18 protein-coding genes and 1 riboswitch are annotated in these 19,852 nt (G+C 75.1%); of the genes, 6 read left to right on the forward strand and 12 right to left on the reverse strand.

Annotated features, from left to right (window positions below):
* Nucleotides 1-48: 48 nt before the first annotated feature.
* From mptB to ACPYOM_RS13635, 5 genes are all read right to left on the reverse strand, one after another.
* A complete protein-coding gene (mptB, locus tag ACPYOM_RS13615; RefSeq protein ID WP_481346369.1) occupies nucleotides 49-1,809 on the reverse strand; it encodes a polyprenol phosphomannose-dependent alpha 1,6 mannosyltransferase MptB in 1,761 nt (586 codons plus the stop codon).
* Nucleotides 1,802-2,398 carry a histidine phosphatase family protein gene (locus tag ACPYOM_RS13620; RefSeq protein ID WP_481339550.1) on the reverse strand — a complete coding sequence of 199 codons (597 nt, stop codon included), beginning with the start codon at nucleotides 2,396-2,398 and terminating at the stop codon, nucleotides 1,802-1,804. Before ACPYOM_RS13620 ends, mptB begins: the two co-directional genes overlap by 8 nt.
* A gap of 1 nt (nucleotide 2,399) precedes the next feature.
* The gene (locus ACPYOM_RS13625; RefSeq protein WP_481346370.1) at nucleotides 2,400-2,897 is read right to left on the reverse strand and encodes a hypothetical protein; all 498 of its coding nucleotides are present in this window, start codon (nucleotides 2,895-2,897) and stop codon (nucleotides 2,400-2,402) included.
* 101 nt (nucleotides 2,898-2,998) lie between these two features.
* Nucleotides 2,999-5,386, reverse strand: coding sequence for an ATP-binding cassette domain-containing protein (locus ACPYOM_RS13630; protein WP_481346371.1), 2,388 nt, complete (start codon nucleotides 5,384-5,386; stop codon nucleotides 2,999-3,001).
* Between the two features lie 8 nt (nucleotides 5,387-5,394).
* Nucleotides 5,395-6,009 carry an ECF transporter S component gene (locus ACPYOM_RS13635; RefSeq protein ID WP_481339540.1) on the reverse strand — a complete coding sequence of 205 codons (615 nt, stop codon included), beginning with the start codon at nucleotides 6,007-6,009 and terminating at the stop codon, nucleotides 5,395-5,397.
* 68 nt (nucleotides 6,010-6,077) lie between these two features.
* A riboswitch (TPP riboswitch) is annotated at nucleotides 6,078-6,193 on the reverse strand.
* A 65-nt stretch (nucleotides 6,194-6,258) separates the two neighbouring features.
* Here ACPYOM_RS13635 and ACPYOM_RS13640 point away from each other — a divergent pair.
* On the forward strand, nucleotides 6,259-6,723 hold the full coding sequence (locus tag ACPYOM_RS13640) for a DUF4235 domain-containing protein (protein ID WP_481346372.1): 465 nt from the start codon (nucleotides 6,259-6,261) through the stop codon (nucleotides 6,721-6,723).
* An 18-nt stretch (nucleotides 6,724-6,741) separates the two neighbouring features.
* Here ACPYOM_RS13640 and ACPYOM_RS13645 read toward each other — a convergent pair whose 3' ends face one another.
* Nucleotides 6,742-7,455: a response regulator gene (locus tag ACPYOM_RS13645; protein ID WP_481346373.1), complete on the reverse strand. Its 714-nt coding sequence runs from the start codon at nucleotides 7,453-7,455 to the stop codon at nucleotides 6,742-6,744.
* Nucleotides 7,452-8,741 carry a sensor histidine kinase gene (locus ACPYOM_RS13650; RefSeq protein WP_481346374.1) on the reverse strand — a complete coding sequence of 430 codons (1,290 nt, stop codon included), beginning with the start codon at nucleotides 8,739-8,741 and terminating at the stop codon, nucleotides 7,452-7,454. The genes ACPYOM_RS13645 and ACPYOM_RS13650 overlap by 4 nt, the downstream gene beginning before the upstream one ends.
* A gap of 285 nt (nucleotides 8,742-9,026) precedes the next feature.
* On the opposite strand from ACPYOM_RS13650, the gene ACPYOM_RS13655 reads away from it, so the two are divergent.
* Nucleotides 9,027-9,236, forward strand: a complete 210-nt coding sequence (locus ACPYOM_RS13655; RefSeq protein ID WP_481343205.1) for a DUF1918 domain-containing protein — start codon at nucleotides 9,027-9,029, stop codon at nucleotides 9,234-9,236.
* Nucleotides 9,237-9,246: 10 nt separating this feature from the next.
* Here the strand turns inward: ACPYOM_RS13655 and hutI are convergent, their stop codons facing one another.
* Genes hutI through ACPYOM_RS13670 form a run of 3 tightly spaced genes read right to left on the reverse strand, consistent with a single transcriptional unit; the run spans nucleotide 9,247 to nucleotide 13,057 of the window.
* Nucleotides 9,247-10,452 carry an imidazolonepropionase gene (gene hutI / locus ACPYOM_RS13660; protein ID WP_481346375.1) on the reverse strand — a complete coding sequence of 402 codons (1,206 nt, stop codon included), beginning with the start codon at nucleotides 10,450-10,452 and terminating at the stop codon, nucleotides 9,247-9,249.
* Entirely contained in the window at nucleotides 10,449-11,795 is a 1,347-nt protein-coding gene (locus ACPYOM_RS13665) for a formimidoylglutamate deiminase (protein ID WP_481343203.1), read from the reverse strand. Before ACPYOM_RS13665 ends, hutI begins: the two co-directional genes overlap by 4 nt.
* Nucleotides 11,795-13,057, reverse strand: a complete 1,263-nt coding sequence (locus tag ACPYOM_RS13670) for an allantoate amidohydrolase (RefSeq protein WP_481346376.1) — start codon at nucleotides 13,055-13,057, stop codon at nucleotides 11,795-11,797. Before ACPYOM_RS13670 ends, ACPYOM_RS13665 begins: the two co-directional genes overlap by 1 nt.
* Nucleotides 13,058-13,140: 83 nt before the next feature.
* On the opposite strand from ACPYOM_RS13670, the gene ACPYOM_RS13675 reads away from it, so the two are divergent.
* Entirely contained in the window at nucleotides 13,141-13,719 is a 579-nt protein-coding gene (locus tag ACPYOM_RS13675) for an aminoacyl-tRNA deacylase (RefSeq protein WP_481346377.1), read from the forward strand.
* A 15-nt stretch (nucleotides 13,720-13,734) separates the two neighbouring features.
* Here ACPYOM_RS13675 and hutU read toward each other — a convergent pair whose 3' ends face one another.
* Both hutU and hutH read right to left on the reverse strand, forming a co-directional pair.
* Complete coding sequence (gene hutU, locus ACPYOM_RS13680) at nucleotides 13,735-15,390, reverse strand: urocanate hydratase (protein WP_481346378.1); 1,656 nt, start codon at nucleotides 15,388-15,390, stop codon at nucleotides 13,735-13,737.
* 40 nt (nucleotides 15,391-15,430) lie between these two features.
* Nucleotides 15,431-17,026 carry a histidine ammonia-lyase gene (gene hutH, locus ACPYOM_RS13685; RefSeq protein WP_481346379.1) on the reverse strand — a complete coding sequence of 532 codons (1,596 nt, stop codon included), beginning with the start codon at nucleotides 17,024-17,026 and terminating at the stop codon, nucleotides 15,431-15,433.
* A 124-nt stretch (nucleotides 17,027-17,150) separates the two neighbouring features.
* Here hutH and ACPYOM_RS13690 point away from each other — a divergent pair, with 124 nt between their 5' ends.
* From ACPYOM_RS13690 to ACPYOM_RS13700, 3 genes are all read left to right on the forward strand, one after another.
* Complete coding sequence (locus ACPYOM_RS13690; RefSeq protein ID WP_481343198.1) at nucleotides 17,151-17,912, forward strand: IclR family transcriptional regulator; 762 nt, start codon at nucleotides 17,151-17,153, stop codon at nucleotides 17,910-17,912.
* A gap of 32 nt (nucleotides 17,913-17,944) precedes the next feature.
* Nucleotides 17,945-18,922, forward strand: a complete 978-nt coding sequence (locus ACPYOM_RS13695; RefSeq protein WP_481346380.1) for an NAD(P)H-quinone oxidoreductase — start codon at nucleotides 17,945-17,947, stop codon at nucleotides 18,920-18,922.
* Nucleotides 18,923-19,053: 131 nt separating this feature from the next.
* On the forward strand, nucleotides 19,054-19,665 hold the full coding sequence (locus tag ACPYOM_RS13700; protein ID WP_481346381.1) for a hypothetical protein: 612 nt from the start codon (nucleotides 19,054-19,056) through the stop codon (nucleotides 19,663-19,665).
* The last annotated feature ends 187 nt before the right edge of the window (nucleotides 19,666-19,852 follow it).

Raw genomic sequence — 19,852 nt, forward strand, 5'->3', positions numbered from 1 at the left:
GCCGGAGTCGCTCACCGGCACAGTGTGGGACAGCAGTCCCCCACGGCGTCAGGACCGGCTCCGAATGTCTCCATTCCGTAACCGGACATCGGCCCTTGGCCGGTTGGCCGGCCGGAGCAGGGGCCGGGACAGGTCGTGCAGGGGTGGGTCGAGGCGTCGGGCCGCGCGGCCGGCGAGCACGATGAGCACGACGAGCGCGACGAGGTCGAGCGGCACCCCCACGACCGTGGTCGTCAGGCCGAGGCTGTAGCCCTCCGGCAGCGTCATGAAGCACACGACGGTGGCGAGGACGGCGAGCGGCTTCTCGGCGCGCGCGGGCGACGGGACCGGCGACGGGGCCGGCGACGGACCCAGCGCCACGGCGAGCACCGGCAGCACCCACAGGAGGTACCAGGGAAGGAAGACGGGGGCGAGCACGACGACGGCCAGCAGTCCCCAGCCGAGGGAGCGCACGACGCGGGCGGTGTCGTCGGACGCAGCCCGGCGGCCACGTCGACCCGAGGCCCGGCGTCCGGCGGGCCCGGTCGACGCGGTCGGCACGGGTGGCTTGGCGGCCCCGAGCCACACGAGGACGAGCAGGATCGCGAGCACGACGAGGGCCACGGTCCGGGCGGCGTCGATGGCGGGCTCGCGCCAGCCCGGCTCTCCGAGGACGGTGCCGAGGGCCTGCACGGCGATGCCGACGCCGGTGGGCAGCGACGTCCACTGCTCGTTGCGACCGGGCGTGCCACCCGGGTCCAGCCACGCGAACCCGAGCCGGGTGGCCAGGCCGCCGACCGCCATCGCGGCGCCCGCGACGAGCAGCGTGAGGAGCCCGGCGCGGACGGTGCCCGGCCAGCGCAGCGGCCCGCTGCGACCGGAGCGGCGCAACGTGCGCCGCGCCCAGAGCAGCGCCACGAACGGCAGCGCGACGACCGCGGTCACCTTGACCATCGCCCCCAGCGCGACGACGACGCACGCGGCCACGAACCGCCCGCGCAGGGCGAGCGCGAGCCCGCCGAGCACCGCGGCGACCATGAGGGCGTCGTTGTGCGCCCCGCCGACGAAGTGCGCGCCGACGAGCGGGCAGGCGACGGCGAGCCAGGTGGCGCGGGCGGGGTCGGTGCCGAGGCGCCGCGCGAGGTCGGGCACGGCCCAGCCGATGACCACCACGCCCGCGACGGCGAGCAGCCGGAGCAGGAGCAGCGCCACCCACAGGTGACCGCCGGACACGGACGCCACCCCGCGGGCGAGGAGCAGCCATACCGGGCCGTACGGCGTCGGGGTGTCGAGCCAGGTCGGTGCCGTCGAGAGCCGCCAGTCCGAGTCGAGCTCGCGCACGGTGTGGTCGTACGGGCTCAGTCCCTCCGACCACAGCAGGCCCTGCGCCGCGTACGAGTAGAGGTCGCGGCTGTAGAGCGGCACGGACGCGACGAGCGGGACGAACCACAGCGCCGCGGTGGTCTGCCACCAGCCGACCGTGACGCGCGCCCACCGCAGCCGCCACCACGCGACGAGCAGCCCCGCCATGGCGAGCAGCGCGACGCTCGCGAGCAGCGGTGAGCCGCCGGTGTCACGCCACCACCGCACGCCCGGCCAGAGCACGCCGCGGTTGAGCGACGGGCGGGAGCCGGCCCCCCACGAGGCGGCGGCGAGCGCGACGGACGACGCCACCCCGGCCCACCGCCAGCGGCCGGGTCGGGGGCGCCGCGAGGCCGCGGCCAGGGAGGCCACGCGGTCCGGGTCGTCGCTCACGAGGCGCGCCCCCACCTCGCGGACCCACCCGGCGCGGGACCGCTGCGGCGCGGTGGGCCGGGACGCGTCAGCCATGCGTGACCGGCTCGTCGCCCCACGCGAGGAGGCGCCAGCCGGCGTCCGGGTCACCCTCGAGGGTGACGACGTGGGTGTTGTCGACGCGACGGTCGTCGAAGAACGACCCGGGCAGGCCGAGGGAGGCCGCGCACCAGACGCGCATCGCGGCACCGTGGCTCACGGCGAGCGCCGACTCGTGGCCGTCGGCGACGATGCGCGCGATGGCGGCGTCGTAGCGGGCGAGGAACTCGGCGCCGCTCTCGCCGCCCGGGATGACGTGGAAGGGGTCCTCGCGCCACCTCACGAGGGCGTCGACGTACGGCTGCCACTCGGTGGACATCTCCCAGTCCCCGGCCTGGATCTCGCGCAGGCCGGGCAGGACGACCATCTCGAGGCCGAGCTCGGCAGCCAGGGGTGCGGCGGTCTGCTGCGTGCGCACGAGGTCGGAGGTGTAGATGGCGGCGAGGTCCTCGCCGCGGAGGCGCTGGGCCAGGGCGTGGGCCTGGGCCCGTCCCTCGTCGGTGAGGTCGAGGCCCGGCACCGCGGTGTCGAGCTGGCGGGCGACGTTGGCGTGGGTCTGGCCGTGGCGCACGAGGAAGAGCCGCACGTCACTGGTCCTTGACGGTGACGCCGGTCAGGCACTCGACGCCCTTCTTCGGGCCGGTCCAGAACCTCTCGACCGACACGGGGGCGCTCTGGCCCGCCTGGAGCGGGACGTCGACCTCCTTGCTGACGACCTCCGAGCCGTCGGCGGTCTTGACGATGAAGACGGCCACGGTGAAGGTGTGCTGCTCCGTGTCGGGGTTCTTCAGCGTCCCGGTGAGGTCCCACACGTCGCCGGCGCCAGGCGCGCACCGGACGCCGCTGAGGCTCGAGCCGGCGTCGAAGAGGCCGCCGTCGCCCGCGGCGGACGGTGTCGGGTCGTCGGTGGTGGTTGCCGTGTCGGGCAGGATCGTCGGCTGGACGGCGACGCTCACGGTCGGGGCGAGGCTGTCGTCGGGGTCCGACGGCGTCGGCTGGCCGCAGGCCCCCAGGACGGCGGCCACGAGCACCAGCGAGACGGCGCCCGCGAGCGACCTCCGGACGAGACGACGGGGACGCGGCACGGGTCCACCTCTTCCTGCTGTGCTGCGGCTGGGGCTGCGGCGCGGGAGGGCGGATGACCCGACCCGGCGCGGTTCGCGCCCATTGTGCCCCGCGTCCCTGTTCAGGGCAGGAGCAGGCGCGCGGCCACGCCGGACGCGATGAGGACGAGGCCCGCGAGCACCGCGAGCGTGTCGGCGGCCCGCCACGGCGCGGGCCCGGCCCACGTTCGCCGGCGCGCCTCGGCGAAGCCGCGGGCGTCCATGGCGAGCGCGAGCGCCGCCGCCTGCGTGAGCGCGCCGAGGAGCAGCCCGCCGGTGACGACGACGGCCTCGCGGCCACGCGCCACGGGCCCCGACCGGGCGCGGACGCCACGAACCCGGCGCGTCGTCATCAGCTCGCCCCAGAGCACGTCGAAGGACTGGAGCCGCTGGAGCGCCGCGGTGGCGGCGACGACCGGTCGGGCCGGCAGCCGCAGCCGCTGGGCGAGGTGGTCGCCGAGGGCGTCCGGGTCGACGGCGCCGACGACGACCGCCGAGGGCACCAGGAGGGCGAGGACGCGCAGCGCCGCACCGGCCGCGACCTCGAGGTCGCGCCCACCGAGCAGCCAGGCCGACCACGCGACGCCGACCACGGCCAGCGCCGCGGGAGCGAGCCGGGCGAGGACACCGCGCAGGCGCGCGGCCGGACGACGCCCCTGCCCCGGCGCGAGGAGGGCGAGGGCGGCCAGCGCTCCCTCGACGACGAGGACGGCGAGGCCCTGGCGCCACGTGTCGAGCAGCGCCGGCAGCGGCAGGACGCACAGCGCGGCGAGGACGAGGGCGAGGGGGCCGGCGCGGGCGACGAGGGTGCGCCGCTCGGGCACGGGGTCCGGCGGCGGCTGCTCGGGTCGGCCGACGGTGCGGACGCGGTCGGCCCGGGCGACGACGCCGGGGTCGTGGGTCGTGACGACGACGGCGGAGCCCTCCCGGCGGGCGGCCTCGAGGACACCGGTGACCGCCGCCCACGTGAGCCGGTCCTGGCCGACGGTGGGCTCGTCGGCGAGCAGCAGAGCCGGACCGTGTGCGACGGCCGAGGCCATGGCCAGCCGACGTTGCTCCCCGCCGGAGAGCCGGCGTGGGTCGGCGCCCGCGAGGTGGGTGAGCCCGAGCGCGTCGAGGACCGCGTCGGCGCGGGCGGCGGCCGCCGACGGATCGGCTCCGAGCGCCCGCAGGGTGGTGAGCACGTCCTCCCGGACGGTGCTGCCGACGACGACGGTCGCGGCCCGCTGCGGCACCCAGGCCACGACGCGCGCGAGGTCGGGCGAGGCCCAGGCGTGCGGCGGCTCGACCCGCGCCCGGGAGGCGTCGTCCCCCGGCACGAGCGGCAGCGCCACGTCGACGCGTCCGGCGGCCGGCTCGAGGAGGCCGCCCAGGGCGGTCATGAGCGAGGACTTGCCGGCGCCGCTCGGCCCGACGAGCGCCAGCGTGCGCCCGGCGTGCGCCTCGAGGTCGGCCCCGACGACGGCGGTGGTGGTCCGGGCCGGCTCGCCGAGCCGGCGGGTGCGGTGCTCGACGCCGAGACCGACAGCCGCCGCGACGACGCCACCGTCGGGGACGACGCCGGCGGCGGCGCCGGGCAGGGCCGGCAGGTCGAGGGACAGCGGCTCGGGGTCCCGTGCGCCCGGCACCCAGATACCTTGTGCGGCAAGGGCTTCCGCCTCACGCTCCAGCACTCGGCCTGGCGGGCCGTCGGCGACCACGGCACCGTCGGAGCCGAGCACGACGAGGCGGTCGACGAGGTGGACCCACCCGTCGAGGCGGTGCTCGACGACGACGAGCGTCAGGCCACGGCGCTGCACGACGTCGGCGACGACGCGTCGCACCCCCGCCGCCGTGGCGGCGTCGAGCATCGCGGTCGGCTCGTCGAGCAGGAGCACCGACGGCTCCATGACGAGCGCCCCCGCGAGGGCCAGGCGCTGCGACTCCCCGCCGCTCAGCGTCGAGGGCGGGCTGGACCACGGCATCGCCAGGCCGACCTCGTCGAGCGCCGTCTCGACCAGGGGCGGCATCCGGTCGCGGGGCAGCCGCACGTTCTCGAGCCCGAAGGCGACGTCACGACCCACCGTCGAGGCCACGACGCCGGCGCCGGGGTCCTGCAGGACCAGGCCCACCGACCCCGGGACCGCCTGAGGGGCAAGGCCCCCGACGGTCACCTCGCCCGACAGCTCACCGGCGTCGGCGGTGAGCAGCAGCCCGGCGACGGCGCGCAGCAGCGTCGACTTGCCCGACCCGCTCGGCCCGGCGAGCAGGACGCGCTCGCCGGGCTCGACGGTGAGGTCGAGGTGCTCGAGGACCGGCCGCGCCCGCCCGTACGGACGCCAGGTCAGGTCGCGGACCTCGACGCGGGCACCGACCGGAGCCGCGTCGAGGGCCGACGCGTCGGGGGCTGCTGCGTCGGGGGCCGCTGCATCGAGGGCCGCTGCATCGAGCGTCGGCCGGTCAGCGGGGACGGCGCCGGACGGGCGGTGCACGAGGGACCTCAGGAGGCGGTCCGCTCCCGCGCCTCCTGGCCCGGCGGGAACGCCGACAGCGCTCCGGCGCGCGCGAGCAGCCGCGTCAGCCCGACCGCGAGGAGCGAGCCGAAGACGGCCACCGAGCCACCGAGGAGGAACAGGTAGGCCACCTTGTAGCCCCAGCCCCAGTCGGTCCAGTACGAGTACCACTCGTAGACGGCCTCGAGGGCGCCGCCGAGGAAACCTCCGACGAGCAGCGGCGCCCAGCGGTAGACGGTGTAGCCGAACAGGGCGAAGCCCAGCTCGACGCCGAGGCCCTGCGCGAGGCCCGAGACGACGGTGGTGATGCCCCACTGGGTGCCGATGAGGGCCGAGACGACCGCGGCGAGCAGTTCGGTGAACACGGCTGCACCGGGTCGGCGGATGACGAGCATCCCGACGATGCCGGCGACGAGCCATGGCCAGTTGAAGAGCGCGCCGAGCGGCGGGAAGCCGGCCGAGACGGCGTCGGACGGGATGGCGTAGACCAGCCCCCAGGCCCAGTAGGCGACGCCGAACGCGACGGCGAGGAAGGCGCAGGTGAGCAGGTCGATGGTGCGCCAGCGGGTCAGCGGCCCGCTCGCGGTGATGGTGCTGGACATGGTGTGGCTCCCGGGTTTCCGATGGATACCTCGGGGAGGGCACGCCGCGGCGTCGTGACGCCGGCGGGTGACCTGAGATACCGACTTCCTTCGCCGGTGCTAACCGGAGCAGGTTCGAGGGTCTGCGGCTCGGCCGTGGGGCTGCCGCACTCTCAGCGCGTCTCGCGCTCCCCTGTCGTATGGGTGTGGGTGGTGCTGTTCAGTTGTCGGGGGTGACTCTACCCCTGACGCCATGGGTACAGTCACGCCATGGCACGGAGCGCGAAGAAGGCGAAGGGCGCGGCCTCGCGGGCCGTCGCGAAGGCGGACGACGCGAGGACCCACCACACGGCCGCCGGCAACGCCACGTGGAAGATGCTGAGCGTCGGGGCCACCCTCGTCGCCACCAAGGTGGCCACCGACGCCGCGCAGCGGGGCTGGAAGCTCGCGACGGGCCGCAACGTGCCGGTCAAGGGCGACTACGAGCGGGAGCGCACCCGCGACGTCGTCCTCTTCACCGCGATCTCGTCGATGGCCGTGGCCGCCGCCCGGGTCGCCGCCGAGCGCGGCGCGGCGACGTACTACCGTCGCTCGACCGGCCACCTGCCCAAGGCGCTCGAGGACGACCAGGTCGCGCCGAAGGACAAGAAGGCCGCCAAGAAGCTGGCCAAGGCCCGGGCCAAGGCCGAGAAGGCGACGCAGAAGGCCATCGACAAGGCCACCCGCGGTCGCTGAGCGGAACCTCCGGCCGGCCTACCCGTCCCCGACGCGCACCAGGCCGGTCTCGTAGGCCAGCACGACCATCTGCACGCGGTCGCGCAGGCCCAGCTTGGCCAGGATCCGGCCGATGTGCGTCTTGACGGTCGCCTCGGCGAGGAAGAACGACGCGGCGATCTCGGCGTTGTTGAGGCCACGGCCGACGGCCTCGAGCACCTCCCGCTCGCGCTCGGTGAGGACGTCGAGCCGGTCCAGCCCGTCACGGCGGTCCGGCTCGTCGAGGACGGGCAGGAAGCGGTCGAGGAGCCGACGCGTCGGGCCGGGCGCGACGACGGCGTCGCCGGTGCGCACGGCCCGGATGGCGGCGAGCAGCTCGGCCGGTCCGGCGTCCTTGAGCAGGAACCCGGCGGCGCCGGCACGGAGCGCGGCCAGGACGTACTCGTCGAGGTCGAACGTCGTGAGGACGAGCACGCGCGGCCCGGATGCGCCGGTGACAGAGGCCGCGTCGACGATCCGACGGGTGGCCTCGATGCCGTCGAGGCGGGGCATCCGGACGTCCATGAGCACGACGTCGACGTCGCGGCCCGGGAGCAGGTCGAGGGCGGCCTGGCCGTCGCCGGCCTCGCCGACGACCTCGACGTCGGGCTCGGCGTCGAGGACCATGCGGAAGCCGGCGCGCACGAGGGCCTGGTCGTCGACGATCATGACCCGCACCGGGCCGGTCGGGTCGAGGGGTCGCGGCGGGGTCATCGAGCCCTCTCGTCGGCGGGGTGGGTCGGGACGGGGACGGTGGGCGTGGTCGCCATCGGCACGGTGTGGTCCACGGGCCCGAGGAGCGGCCGGGCCGCCGACGGCTCGGCCGGTAGCGGCAGCGTCGCGAGGACCTCGAACCCACCGTGCGGGTGCGGCCCGGCCGTGAGCGTCCCGTCGTGCACGGCGACCCGCTCACGCATGCCGGCCAGTCCGTGCCCGCGGCCGTCGTCCGGGCTCGCGGCGCCGCGCCCGTCGTCGCGGACGCACACCCGGAGGCGTCCGGGCTGCTGCACGACGTCGACGCGCGCCTGCGCGCCCGCCCCGGCGTGCTTGATGACGTTGGTGAGGCCTTCCTGCACGACGCGGTACGCGGCGAGGTCGAGCGCGACGGGGCGGGGCGCGTCGGTGCCGTGCACCGTCAGGGTGACGGGGACACCGGCGGCCCGGACGCCCGCGACGAGGTCGTCGAGCTGGTCGAGGCCACCGGTCGGGGCGAGCTCGGCGCCCGAGTCCGGGTCGCGCAGCACGCCGACGAGGCGGCGGGTCTCGCCGAGGGCGTCGCGTGCCGTGGCGCCGATGGTCACCAGGGTGCGGGTCGCCTGCTCGAGGGCGCCCTCCGGCCGGCGCGTCGCGGCGTACGCGGCACCGTCGGCCTGCACGACGATGACGGACAGGGCGTGGGCGACGACGTCGTGCATCTCGCGGGCGATCGCCGCGCGCTCCTGCTGCGCGGCGAGGCGCAGCTCCTGCTCACGCTCGCGCTCGACGCGTTCGGCCCGGTCCTGGAGGTCGGCGAGCCGCTGGAGCCGGGCCCGCTTGAGGTCACCGAGCGTCCAGGCCGACAGGGCGGCGGTCGCGCAGGCGACGAACGTGAACGCGACGGCGGGTGCCTCGAGGTGGGTCACCGACTCGGCCGTGAAGCGCACCGCGGCGATCGCCGAGGCGACCGCCGCGACCCCCAGCCCGGCCAGCCGGACCGGCCGCCGGCGTCCGTGGGCCGCGAGCGAGTACAGGGCGACGAGGAAGGCGGTGTCGCTCGGCAGGAGGTCGCGCACGACGACGACGCGGAGGGCGAGGCCCACGCACACGGCGGTGAAGGCCAGCGTCGGACGGCTCCGGCGCCACACGAGGGCGAGGTTCGGCAGGCCGAGGAGCGCCCAGAAGGGGCTGGCCGCGCCCGAGCCGAGCACGGCCACCGCGACGAACGACAGGAGCAGGGCCAGCGGCACGTCGAGCAGGAGGGGGCGCCGCTGCAGCCAGTCGTACACGGACCCCTCCCTCATGCGCCCGAGCCTAGGCGAGCACGCCGTCGTGGGGCGTCCGCTCGTGGTCGCACCGGTGTGGCCCGCGGGTGCGACCCCGGGAGGACGGACGCGTCGACGCCGACCGTCACGTCGCCCATGACGTCACCCGGCGCGGATCGGCGCGGATCGGCGCGGATCGGCGCGGATCGGCGCGGATCGGCGCGGACCTCTTCCCGCGCGACCCCCGGCGGTGGTGTGCTGGGACTGGACCCGGTCACGGGCTCCGCCCACGAGCACACAGGCACGGCACGAGGAGGTGCGCCCATGGACGCGAAGGTGGGTGACCGCATCACGATGGCGGCCGAGCACGTCGGCCAGTCGACGCGGGTCGGCGTGATCCGCGAGGTCAAGGGCGACGGTGGCGGGCCGCCGTACGTCGTCGAGTGGTCCGACGGCCACACCGGCCTGATCCACCCCGGACCCGGTTCGGTGCTCAAGTGCGAGCCCGCCACGGAGGACGCCGCCCCGGGCTGACCGGCCCGCCTCAGAGCTCGAGGCTGCGCACGACGGGCACGCCCGCGCGGTAGGACACGTGCAGGTGGCTCGGCCCGTCGACGACCGCGAGCTGCGCCGGCCGACCCGCCGCGACGCGCCGGTCCAGGCCCAGCGACCGGGCGGACACGGCCGTCGCGGCGTGCAGCGCCTCGGCCGGCGTCAGCCCCATCTCGCGCACGGCGAGGGCGATGGCGAACGGCATCGAGGAGGAGTAGCACGTGCCCGGGTTGCAGTCCGAGGCCAGCGCGACGTCGACCCCGGCGTCGACGAGGCGGCGGGCGTCCGGGTAGGGCGAGCGGGTCGAGAACTCGACGCCCGGCAGGAGGGTGGCGACCGTCGTGCCGCGCGCGGCGACGAGGGCCTCGACGTCGGCCTCGTCGAGGTAGGTGCAGTGGTCGACGCTGGCCGCGCCGAGCTCGCACGCGAGACCGACGCCCGGGCCGTGGCCGAGCTGGTTGCCGTGCACCCGCAGCCGCAGCCCGCGCGCCCGGCCGGCCTCGAGCACCGCGCGGGACTCGTCGGCGTCGAAGGCGTGCGCCGAGTGCGGCTCGCAGAACACGTCGATGCTCTCGGCCAGGGCCGGACCGCCTTGGGGCGCAATGGCATCGAGCATCGGGCCGGTGACGAGGTCGACGTACGCCGCCCGGTCGGCCGCGTACTCCGGCGGGACGACGTGGGCCCCGAGGAACGTCGTGTGAGGTGTCACCTCTCGTGCGATGCGCAGGGCGCGCACCTCGTCCTCGAGCGTGAGCCCGTAGCCGCTCTTGACCTCGACGGTCGTCGTGCCCTGGGCGCGCATCTCCGCGACGCGGCCGCGCACGAGCGCGAGCAGCTCGTCGTCGGAGGCGGCTCGCGTGGCCTCGACGGAGACGCGGATGCCGCCGCCGTCGTACGGCGTCCCGGTCATCCGCGCCGCGAACTCGGCCGACCGGTCCCCGGCGAAGACGAGGTGCGTGTGCGAGTCGACGAAGCCGGGGATGACGGCCCGGCCACCGAGGTCGCGCGACCTGTCCGCGGCCGGCGCGTCGGCCCGCCGGCCCACCCACTCGAGGACGCCGTCGTCGGACACGACCAGCGCGGCGTCGCGCACGATGCCGAGCAGCCGGTCGCCCGGGTCGGACCCCGGCGGGAGCGAGTCGGAGACCTCGGGGTCGTTCGTCGTCAGCTCGGCGACACCGGTGAGCAGCAGGCTCACGCGTGCACCCCGCCCGCCACACCGGCACTGAGACGCTCGATGGCCCCACCGAGGAGCCGCCCGACGTCACCCATCCGGTGCTGCCCGTCGCTGACGACGACCTCACCGCCGACGACGACGGTCGACACGTCCGAGGCCACGCACGAGTAGATGATCTGCTCGTGCGCCGAGCCGGCGGTGTTGACCGTGTCGGCGCGGACCGTGACGAAGTCGGCGAGGGCGCCCTTGCTCAGGTGCCCGCCGTCGGACCAGCCGAGCGCGCGGTACCCGTTGAAGGACGCCGCGAGGAGCAGGTCGTTGGCCGAGAACCGGTCGCGCTCGTTGGTGAGCAGGCGCTCGTGCATCTCGATGCCGCGCAGCTCGACGAAGGGGTCGATGATGACGTTCTGGTCCGAGCCGAGCGAGATGGGGCTGCCGGCGTCGTGCAGGGCGCGGGACTGGCCGATGCCGTCGGCGAGGTCGCGCTCGGTGGTCGGGCAGATGCAGGCGCCGGTGCCGGTGCCGCCGAGCAGCTCGAGGTCGTGCTCGGTCAGGTGCGTGGCGTGGATGCTCGTGAGGTCGGGCCCGAGCGCCCCGGCGCCGTCGAGCAGCTCGGTGGGGGTGCAGCCGTAGTACATCTGGCAGGCGAGGTTCTCCCCCGGCTGCTCCGACAGGTGCACGTGCAGCGGCAGGTCGCCGGCGGCCTCGACGACCTTGGGCAGGTCCTCGCGACGCACGGCCCGCACCGAGTGGATCGCCGCGCCGAGGCGGACCCGGTCGGTCGGTCCCGGGCGAGCGGCCATGCGCTCGGCCCACGCGTCGACGGTGCCGTCGCTGAACCGGCGCTGGCCGGGGTGCAGCTCGACGTGCCCGCCGCCGTTGAGGCCACCCTCGAGGTAGCACGTGTCGAGCAGCGTCAGGCGGATGCCGGCTTCCTCCGCGGCCTGCCGCAGGGCCAGGCCCATGGCGTTCGGGTCGCGGTAGGCGTGGCCGCCGGGACGGTGGTGGACGTAGTGGAACTCGCCGACGACCGTGAACCCGGCCTGGACCATCTCGGCGAAGACGGCCCGCGCGAGCGTGAAGTAGGTGTCGGGGTTGAGCTGCTCCGCCGCGGCGTACATCTGCTCGCGCCAGCTCCAGAAGTTGCCGCCGCCGCCGTTGACGCGACCGCGCAGGGCCCGGTGGAAGGCGTGGCTGTGCGTGTTGGCCATGCCGGGCAGCGTGACGCCGGCCAGGTGCACGTCGCCGGGCTCCGGGTCGGCGTCGACGAGCACCTCCTTGAAGCAGCCGTCGGCCGTGACGAGTCGGACACGGTGGGCGAACCCCCCTGTGAGCCAGGCACTCTCGCACCAGAACGAGGTCATCAGGGGGTGTCCTTCCGAGCGGCGGGAGCGGCGGGAGCGGTGGGAGCGGTGAGGGCGGTGACCACGGCGGTCAGGGCGCTGACGCCGTGGTGGCAGTCGTCGAGGTAGGCCGACTCCTTCGGCGAGTGCGAGACTCCCGTCGGGTTGCGGACGAAGAGCATCGCCGAGGGCACCCCGTGCGTGGCGAGGATGCCGGCGTCGTGCCCGGCACCGGTGCCGAGCAGGGGCGCGGCGGGCAGGACGGAGCGCAGCTGCTCGACGAGGTCCGCGTCGAAGGTCGTCGGCGGCGTCCACGACTCGATGGTCGTCTCCCCTCCGGTGCGCATGGCGTCGCCGGCGACGGCCTCGACGACGGAGCGGACGGCGTGCTCGGAGCGGCCGCGCGCGTCGAGCCAGGCCGTGACGTGGCTCGGCACCGCGTTGACCCCGCCCGGCTCGACGACGACCTTGCCGACCGTGGCGACGCAGCCGAGCGCGGTGGCGTAGGAGCGGGCGGCGTGCACGACGTCGGCCAGCGAGATCATGGCGTCGCGGCGGTCCTCGAGGCGGGTCGTGCCGGCGTGGTTGGCCTCGCCCGGCAGGTCGATGCGCCACCGGCCGTGCGGCCAGATGTCGGTGCCGATGGCGACGGCACGCGCGTCGTCGGACAGGTCGTCGGTGCCGTCCGGGGCGAGGGCGAGCGCCTTGCCCTGCTCGATGTGCAGCTCGACGAACCGGCCGACGCGGCGCACGGTGTCGGGGTCGGGCCCCATGGACGCCGGGTCGCGGCCGGCCTTGCTCCACGCCTCGGCCATGGTGACGCCGTCGCCGTCGGCGAGCGAGCGGGCGCGGTCGGCGTCGAGCTCGCCGGTGATGATGCGGGAGCCGGCGCAGGCGACCCCGAAGCGGGCGCCCTCCTCGTCGACGAAGTTGACGATGCCGAGGGGCACGTCCGGCTCGACGCCGGCGGCGCGCAGGTCGTCGACGACGGCGAGGGCGCTGACCACCCCGAGCGGCCCGTCGTACGCGCCGCCGTCGGGCACCGAGTCCAGGTGCGAGCCGATGACGACGCCGGGCGTCGTGTCGGGGTCGCCCCACCAGGCCCACTGGTTGCCGGCGCGGTCCTCGACGACGTCCAGGCCACGGGCGGCACACTCGGCGGCGAACCACTCCCGCAGGTCGTGGTCGGTCCGGGTCCACGCGTAGCGCCGGTAGCCTCCGGTGTCCCTGTGGCGGCCCACCGGCTCGAGGTCGGCCCACATCCGGTCGAAGCTCGTCGTCACGTCGTCGTCACCTCGTCCACTCCTCGCGTCGCCGGTGGCTCGCACCGGCCTCGAAACCAGGCCTCGAAACTAGGCTGTCGCACATGTCCCCCGACGCCTCCCCCGACGCCTCCACCGACGCCTCCCCCGACGGCTCCCCGCAGGGGCCCGACCGTGATGACACCGCCGAGCGTAGTGAGTCCGAGCCGATCCGCACGCCGGCGGTCGAGGCTGCGCGAGCCGCGGGCATCCCGTTCACGGCGACCCGGCACGGTCGGGTGGGCTCCCTCGAGGAGGCCGCGGCAGCCCGTGGCATCGAGCCGCGCGACCTCATCAAGACGCTCGTGGTGCGCCGCTCCGAGGACGACCATGTCTTCGTCCTCGTACCCGGTGACCGCACGTTCTCGTGGGCCAAGGTGCGTGCCCTCCTCGGCACCAACCGCATCTCGATGCCCGACGCCGCGGCCGCGAAGGCCGTGACCGGCTACGAGCGCGGCACCATCACGCCCTTCGGGTCCGCGACGGCCCTGCCCGTCATCGCCGACAGCCACCTCGTCGGACGTCGCATCTCCATCGGTGGAGGTGCGCACGGCGTCGGCCTCACGGTCGCCGGCGACGACGTCATCCGGCTCTTCGACGCGACCGTGGCCGACATCTCCGACGAGGAGGTCCGCAAGGGCTGAGGGCATCGGGTCGGGTCAGCCCTCCTGCATCGGGACGCGGACACCGCGCTCGCGGGCGACCTCCTCGGCGCGCTCGTAGCCGGCGTCGACGTGCCGGATGACGCCCATGCCGGGGTCGTTGGTCAGCACGCGGGCCAGCTTCTGCGCTGCGAGGTCGGTGCCGTCGGCGAGGCTGACCTGGCCGGCGTGGAGGCTGCGACCGATGCCGACGCCGCCGCCGTGGTGGATCGACACCCAGCTGGCGCCCGAGCTCGTGTTGACGAGGGCGTTGAGCAGCGGCCAGTCCGCGATGGCGTCGGAGCCGTCGGCCATCGCCTCGGTCTCGCGGTAGGGGCTGGCCACCGAGCCGGAGTCGAGGTGGTCGCGGCCGATGACGATCGGCGCGCTGACCTCGCCGGTGCGGACGAGCTCGTTGAAGGCCAGTCCGGCCCTGTCGCGCTCGCCGTAGCCGAGCCAGCAGATGCGCGCGGGCAGGCCCTGGAAGGCGATCCGCTCCTGGGCGCCGCGGATCCACTTGTGGAGGCGGTCGTTGTCCGGGAACAGGTCGAGCACGGCCCGGTCGGTGGCGGCGATGTCCTTCGGGTCGCCGGAGAGCGCGGCCCACCGGAACGGGCCCTTGCCCTCGCAGAACAGCGGCCGGATGTAGGCCGGCACGAAGCCGGGGAACTCGAACGCGCGGTCGTACCCGCCGAGGCGCGCCTCGTCGCGGATCGAGTTGCCGTAGTCGAAGACCTCGGCCCCGGCGTCCTGGAACTCGACCATCGCCCGGACGTGGTCAGCCATCGACGCGCGGGCGCGGTCGGTGAAGTCCTCGGGCTTCTTCTCGGCGTACTCGTGCCAGTCGGCGAGCTCGACCCCCACCGGCAGGTAGGACAGCGGGTCGTGGGCCGAGGTCTGGTCGGTGACGATGTCGATCTCGACACCGCGACGCAGCAGCTCGGGGAAGACCTCGGCGGCGTTGCCGACGACGCCGACGGACCAGCCGCGTCGCTCGCGCTTGGCCGCGAGGGCCCTCTCGACCGCGTCGTCGAGGTTCTCGGCCACCTCGTCGAGGTAGCGGTGCTCGACTCGTCGGTGCAGGCGGGCCGGGTCGACGTCGACGATGAGGCACGCGCCGTCGTTGAGGGTGACCGCCAGCGGCTGCGCGCCGCCCATGCCGCCGCAGCCACCGGTCAGCGTCAGGGTGCCGGCGAGCGTCCCGCCGAACTTCTTCTCGGCGACGGCGGCGAACGTCTCGTACGTGCCCTGCACGATGCCCTGGGTGCCGATGTAGATCCACGACCCTGCGGTCATCTGGCCGTACATCGTCAGGCCCAGGTGCTCGAGGCGGCGGAACTCGGGCCACGTGGCCCAGTCGCCGACGAGGTTGGAGTTGGCGATGAGGACGCGGGGGGCCCACTCGTGCGTCTGCATGACGCCGACGGGGCGACCGCTCTGCACGAGCATCGTCTCGTCGTCCTTGAGGGTCGTCAGCGTGCGCACCATGGCGTCGAAGGACCGCCAGTCCCTGGCCGCGCGGCCGGTGCCGCCGTAGACCACGAGGTCGTCGGGACGCTCGGCCACCTCGGGGTCGAGGTTGTTCATGAGCATCCGCAGCGGGGCCTCGGTGGCCCACGAGCGCGCCGTCAGCTGCGTCCCGCGCGCGGCGCGGACCGGACGTGCACCTTCCATGTCGGTTCCCTTCTCGTTCAAGCAGGTTCAGGCAGTTGGGTCAGTTGAGCGGGCCGGTGACGGCCTCGACGGCCGCAACGACGGAACGGTCGCGCACCGCGGTGTGGGCGCCCTCGATGTCGGGAGCGAGGAAGCGGTCCGGGCCGGGCGCGGCGTTCGTCACGGCGTCGAGCGCGGCGATGGCCGCGGCGGAGGCCGGCGACGGCTCGAGCGGTGCGCGCAGCCGGATGCCACGCGCGGCCGTGAGCAGCTCGATCGCGAGGACGCGGCCGAGGGCGTCGACCGACCGGCGCAGCTTGCGCGCGGCCGACCACCCCATCGACACGTGGTCCTCCTGCATCGCCGAGCTCGGGATCGAGTCGACGGAGGCCGGGACCGCGAGGCGCTTCAGCTCCGAGACCATCGCGGCCTGGGTGTACTGGGCGATCATCAGGCCGGAGTCGACGCCGGGATCCTCGGCGAGGAACGGCGGCAAGCCGTGGTTGCGCGAAGCGTCGAGGAAGCGGTCCGTGCGGCGCTCGGCCATCGAGGCGACGTCGGCGGCGACGATGGCGAGGAAGTCGAGGACGTACGCGACCGGGGCGCCGTGGAAGTTCCCGTTGGACTCCACGCGTCCGTCCGGGGTCACGACCGGGTTGTCGACGGCGGAGGCGAGCTCGGCCGAGGCCACGCGGACCGCGTGCTCGACGGTGTCGCGGGCGCCGCCGTGCACCTGGGGGGCGCAGCGCAGCGAGTACGCGTCCTGCACCCGGGTGCACTCCTCGGTGCGGTGCGACTCGCGGATCGGCGAACCCGCCATGACCGCACGGATGTTCGCGGCCGCCGCGGCCTGGCCCGGATGGGGGCGCAGGGCGTGCAGGTCCGCGGCGAAGACGTCGTCGGTGCCGAGGAGGCCCTCGACGCTCATGGCCGCGGACACGTCGGCGACGCGGAGCAGGTGACGCAGGTCGTCGATGGCGAGGCAGAGCATGCCCAGCATGCCGTCGGTGCCGTTGATGAGGGCGAGGCCCTCCTTCTCGGCCAGGACGATCGGCTCGATCCCGTTGTCGCGCAGCGCGGTCGCGGCGTCGGTCGACGTGCCGTCGGCGAGGCGGACCGGGCCCTCGCCCATGACGGCGAGGGCACAGTGCGCCAGCGGCGCGAGGTCGCCGGAGCAGCCGAGCGAGCCGTACTCGTGGACGACGGGGGTGATGCCCGCGGACAGGACGGCGGCGTAGGCGCGGGCCGTCTCGAGCCGGACACCCGTACGGCCGGTGGCGAGCGTCGACAGGCGCAGCAGCATGAGGGCGCGCACGACCTCGCGCTCGACCTCCTCGCCGGTCCCGGCGGCGTGCGAGCGGACGAGCGAGCGCTGCAGCTGGGCGCGCAGCTCGGTGGGGATGTGCCGCGTCGCGAGGGCACCGAACCCGGTCGAGACGCCGTAGTGCGGCACGGTGTCGTCGGCCAGGGCCTCGACGACGGCGCGGCTGCGGGCGATCTCGGCCACCGCCTCGTCGGACAGGGCGACGCGCGCCCCGTGCCGGGCGACCGCGACGACCTCGTCGATGCTGAGCGGTCCGGTGCCGACGGTGACGGTGGCGGTCGAGGACTGCGAGAGGGTGGCGACCGCGTGGGTGCCGGGCAGCGCTGCGTTCATGGCTCCATGGAACCGCCTCCCGGCTGGTGCGGACGGCCCGCAAGGAGCACAATCGTCTCGGATGCGAGACGTTCGCCCGGCGCCAGGGCGAGCCCGTACCCGACTCGGAGGAGGTGGTGGACGCGTGTCGAACGCCCCGGCCGCCGCCAACGCCCTCGACGTGCTCGAGCACCTCTCCCGGCACGCCGAGCCCGTGCCCGCGGCGTCGATCGCCCGCGACCTCGGGCTGCCCCGCAGCTCGGTCTACCACCTGCTCAAGGTGCTGCTCGGTCGCGGCTACGTGACCCACTACGCCGAGGAGCGCCGGTACGGCCTCGGCCAGGCCGCCTACGAGCTCGGCTCGGCGTACCAGCGCCAGGCGCCCCTCGCCCGGGTGGCCCGCGGTCCGGTGCGGCGGCTCGTCGACCGCTCGGGCCGTAACGCCCACTTCGCGACCCTCGACGGGCGCGACGTCATCTACCTGCTCGAGGAGCGCGCCCCGGGCCAGCCGATGCTCGTCACGGACGTCGGCGTGCGCCTGCCGGCCCACCTGACGGCCTCGGGCCTGGCGATGCTGTCGGCGCTGCCGGCCAGCCAGGTGCGCGCCCTCTACCCCGACCGCGGGGCGTTCGTGCAGCGTCACGGCATCGGCCCCCGCTCGCTGGCGGAGCTGCGTGGCGTCCTGACCCGGGCCCGCACCGACGGGCACGCCCGCGAGGAGGGCACGGTCACCCCCGACCTCTCGTCGGTCGCCGTCCCGGTGCTCGGACGGGGTGGCCGGCCGCTCGCCGCCGTCGCCGTGACGTTCCGCACCACGGAGGGCTCTCCCGAGCACGTCGCCGACCTCGTCGGGCGCGCCCGGTCGGCCGCCGACGACGTGGCGCGCCGCCTCAGCCCGGCCCGGTGAGGCCCGCGGAGGGCGTCGCCTAGGCTCGGCCCATGCGCGCCATCACGATCCCCGAGTTCGGGGACGCCGACGCCCTCGTCCCCGCCGACGTGCCCGACCCGGTGGCCGGTCCCGGCGAGGTGCTCGTCCACGTCGTCGCCGCCGGCGTCAACCGCGCCGACGTCATGCAGCGGCTGGGGCACTACCCGCCCCCGGCCGGCGCGAGCGAGCTGCCCGGCCTCGAGGTGAGCGGGCGCGTCGCGGCGCTCGGCGAGGGCGTCACCGGCTGGTCGGTCGGCGACGAGGTGTGCGCGCTGCTCGAGGGCGGTGGCTACGCCGAGCGGGTGGTCGTCCCCGAGGGCCAGCTGCTGCCGGTGCCCCGGGGCGTCGACCTCGCCGACGCTGCCGGCCTGCCCGAGGTCGTCTGCACCGTGTGGTCCAACGTCTTCCTCACCGCCAACATCCAGCCGGGCCAGTGGCTCCTCGTCCACGGCGGCGGCTCCGGCATCGGCACCATGGCCATCCAGCTGGCCAAGGCGGTCGGCGCCCACGTCGCCGTCACCGCCGGGTCCCGGGCCAAGCTCGACGCGTGCCGCGAGCTCGGCGCCGAGGTGCTCGTCAACTACCGGGAGCAGGACTTCGTCGAGGAGGTCCGGGCCGGCTCGGGTGGCCACGGCGCCGACGTCATCCTCGACAACATGGGCGCGAAGTACCTCGCGCGCAACGTCGAGGTCCTCGCGACGAACGGGCGCCTCGTCACCATCGGCCTGCAGGGCGGACGCACGGGCGAGCTCGACCTCGGCGTCCTGCTCGCCAAGCGCGGGGCCGTCATCGCGACCAGCCTGCGTGCCCGGCCCGCAGCGGAGAAGGCGGCCATCGTCGCGGCGGTCCGCGAGCACGTGTGGCCGCTCCTCGAGTCGGGCGTCGTGCGGCCCGTCATCCACACGCGGCTGCCCCTCGAGAGGGCTGCCGACGCGCACCGCGAGCTCGAGGCGTCGGGGCACATCGGCAAGGTGCTGCTCACCACCTGACGCGGGCTCGCCTCTGCGACGGGACGATCCGGCCGAGTCCGACTCGTCCCGGTGACGCCCGGGCCGTCCCGGCGTACCGTCGGGAACCGGACCACTTCGCACGAAGCGGCCCCCGAACGGGAGGTGACGAGGTGTTCATCCAGGTGATCCAGGGCAAGTGCCAGGACGCGGACCGCATCCACGCTCAGATGGACCGCTGGCGCGACGAGCTCGAGGCTGGTGCAGAGGGCTTCCTCGGCGGCACGTACGGCCTGACCGACGACGGTGAGTTCGTCGGCGTGGTCCGGTTCGCGTCGCGCGAGGACGCCGAGCGCAACTCGGGCCGCCCCGAGCAGGACGCGTGGTGGCGCGACACGGCGGCCTGCTTCGACGGCGACGTCAGCTTCCACGACTGCGACGACGTGACGATGATGCTCGACGGCGGGCGCGACGACGCCGGGTTCGTCCAGGTCATCCAGGGTCGGCTCAGCGACCCCGAGCGCTTCCGGCACGCGATGGAGCAGCCGATGGACCAGCTGCACCAGATGCGTCCGGAGATCATCGGCGGCACCATCGCCGTCGACAAGGACGGGTTCTTCACCCAGACCATGGCGTTCACCACCGAGGACGCGGCCCGCGAGGGCGAGCGGCAGACGCCGCCCCCGGACGCCCAGCAGATGATGGACGAGATGTCCTCGCTCATGAGCGACGTCAGCTACCACGACCTGCACCACCCGTGGTTCGCCACGGCGGGTGCCCGCTGAGCCCACCTCGGCGGGTCAGCCGGTCGCGGCGCGGGCGGGCGCCATGCTGTCTCTTATACACATCTCCGAGCCCACGAGACGCGTAGTAATCTGGGGGGGGGGTTTTTGTTTGTGGGGGGGGGGGGGGGGGGGGGGGGGGGGGGGGGGGGGGGGGGGGGGGGGGGGGGGGGGGGGGGGGGGGGGGGGG

Source organism: Monashia sp. HAY1-2A (genome assembly GCF_056755315.1).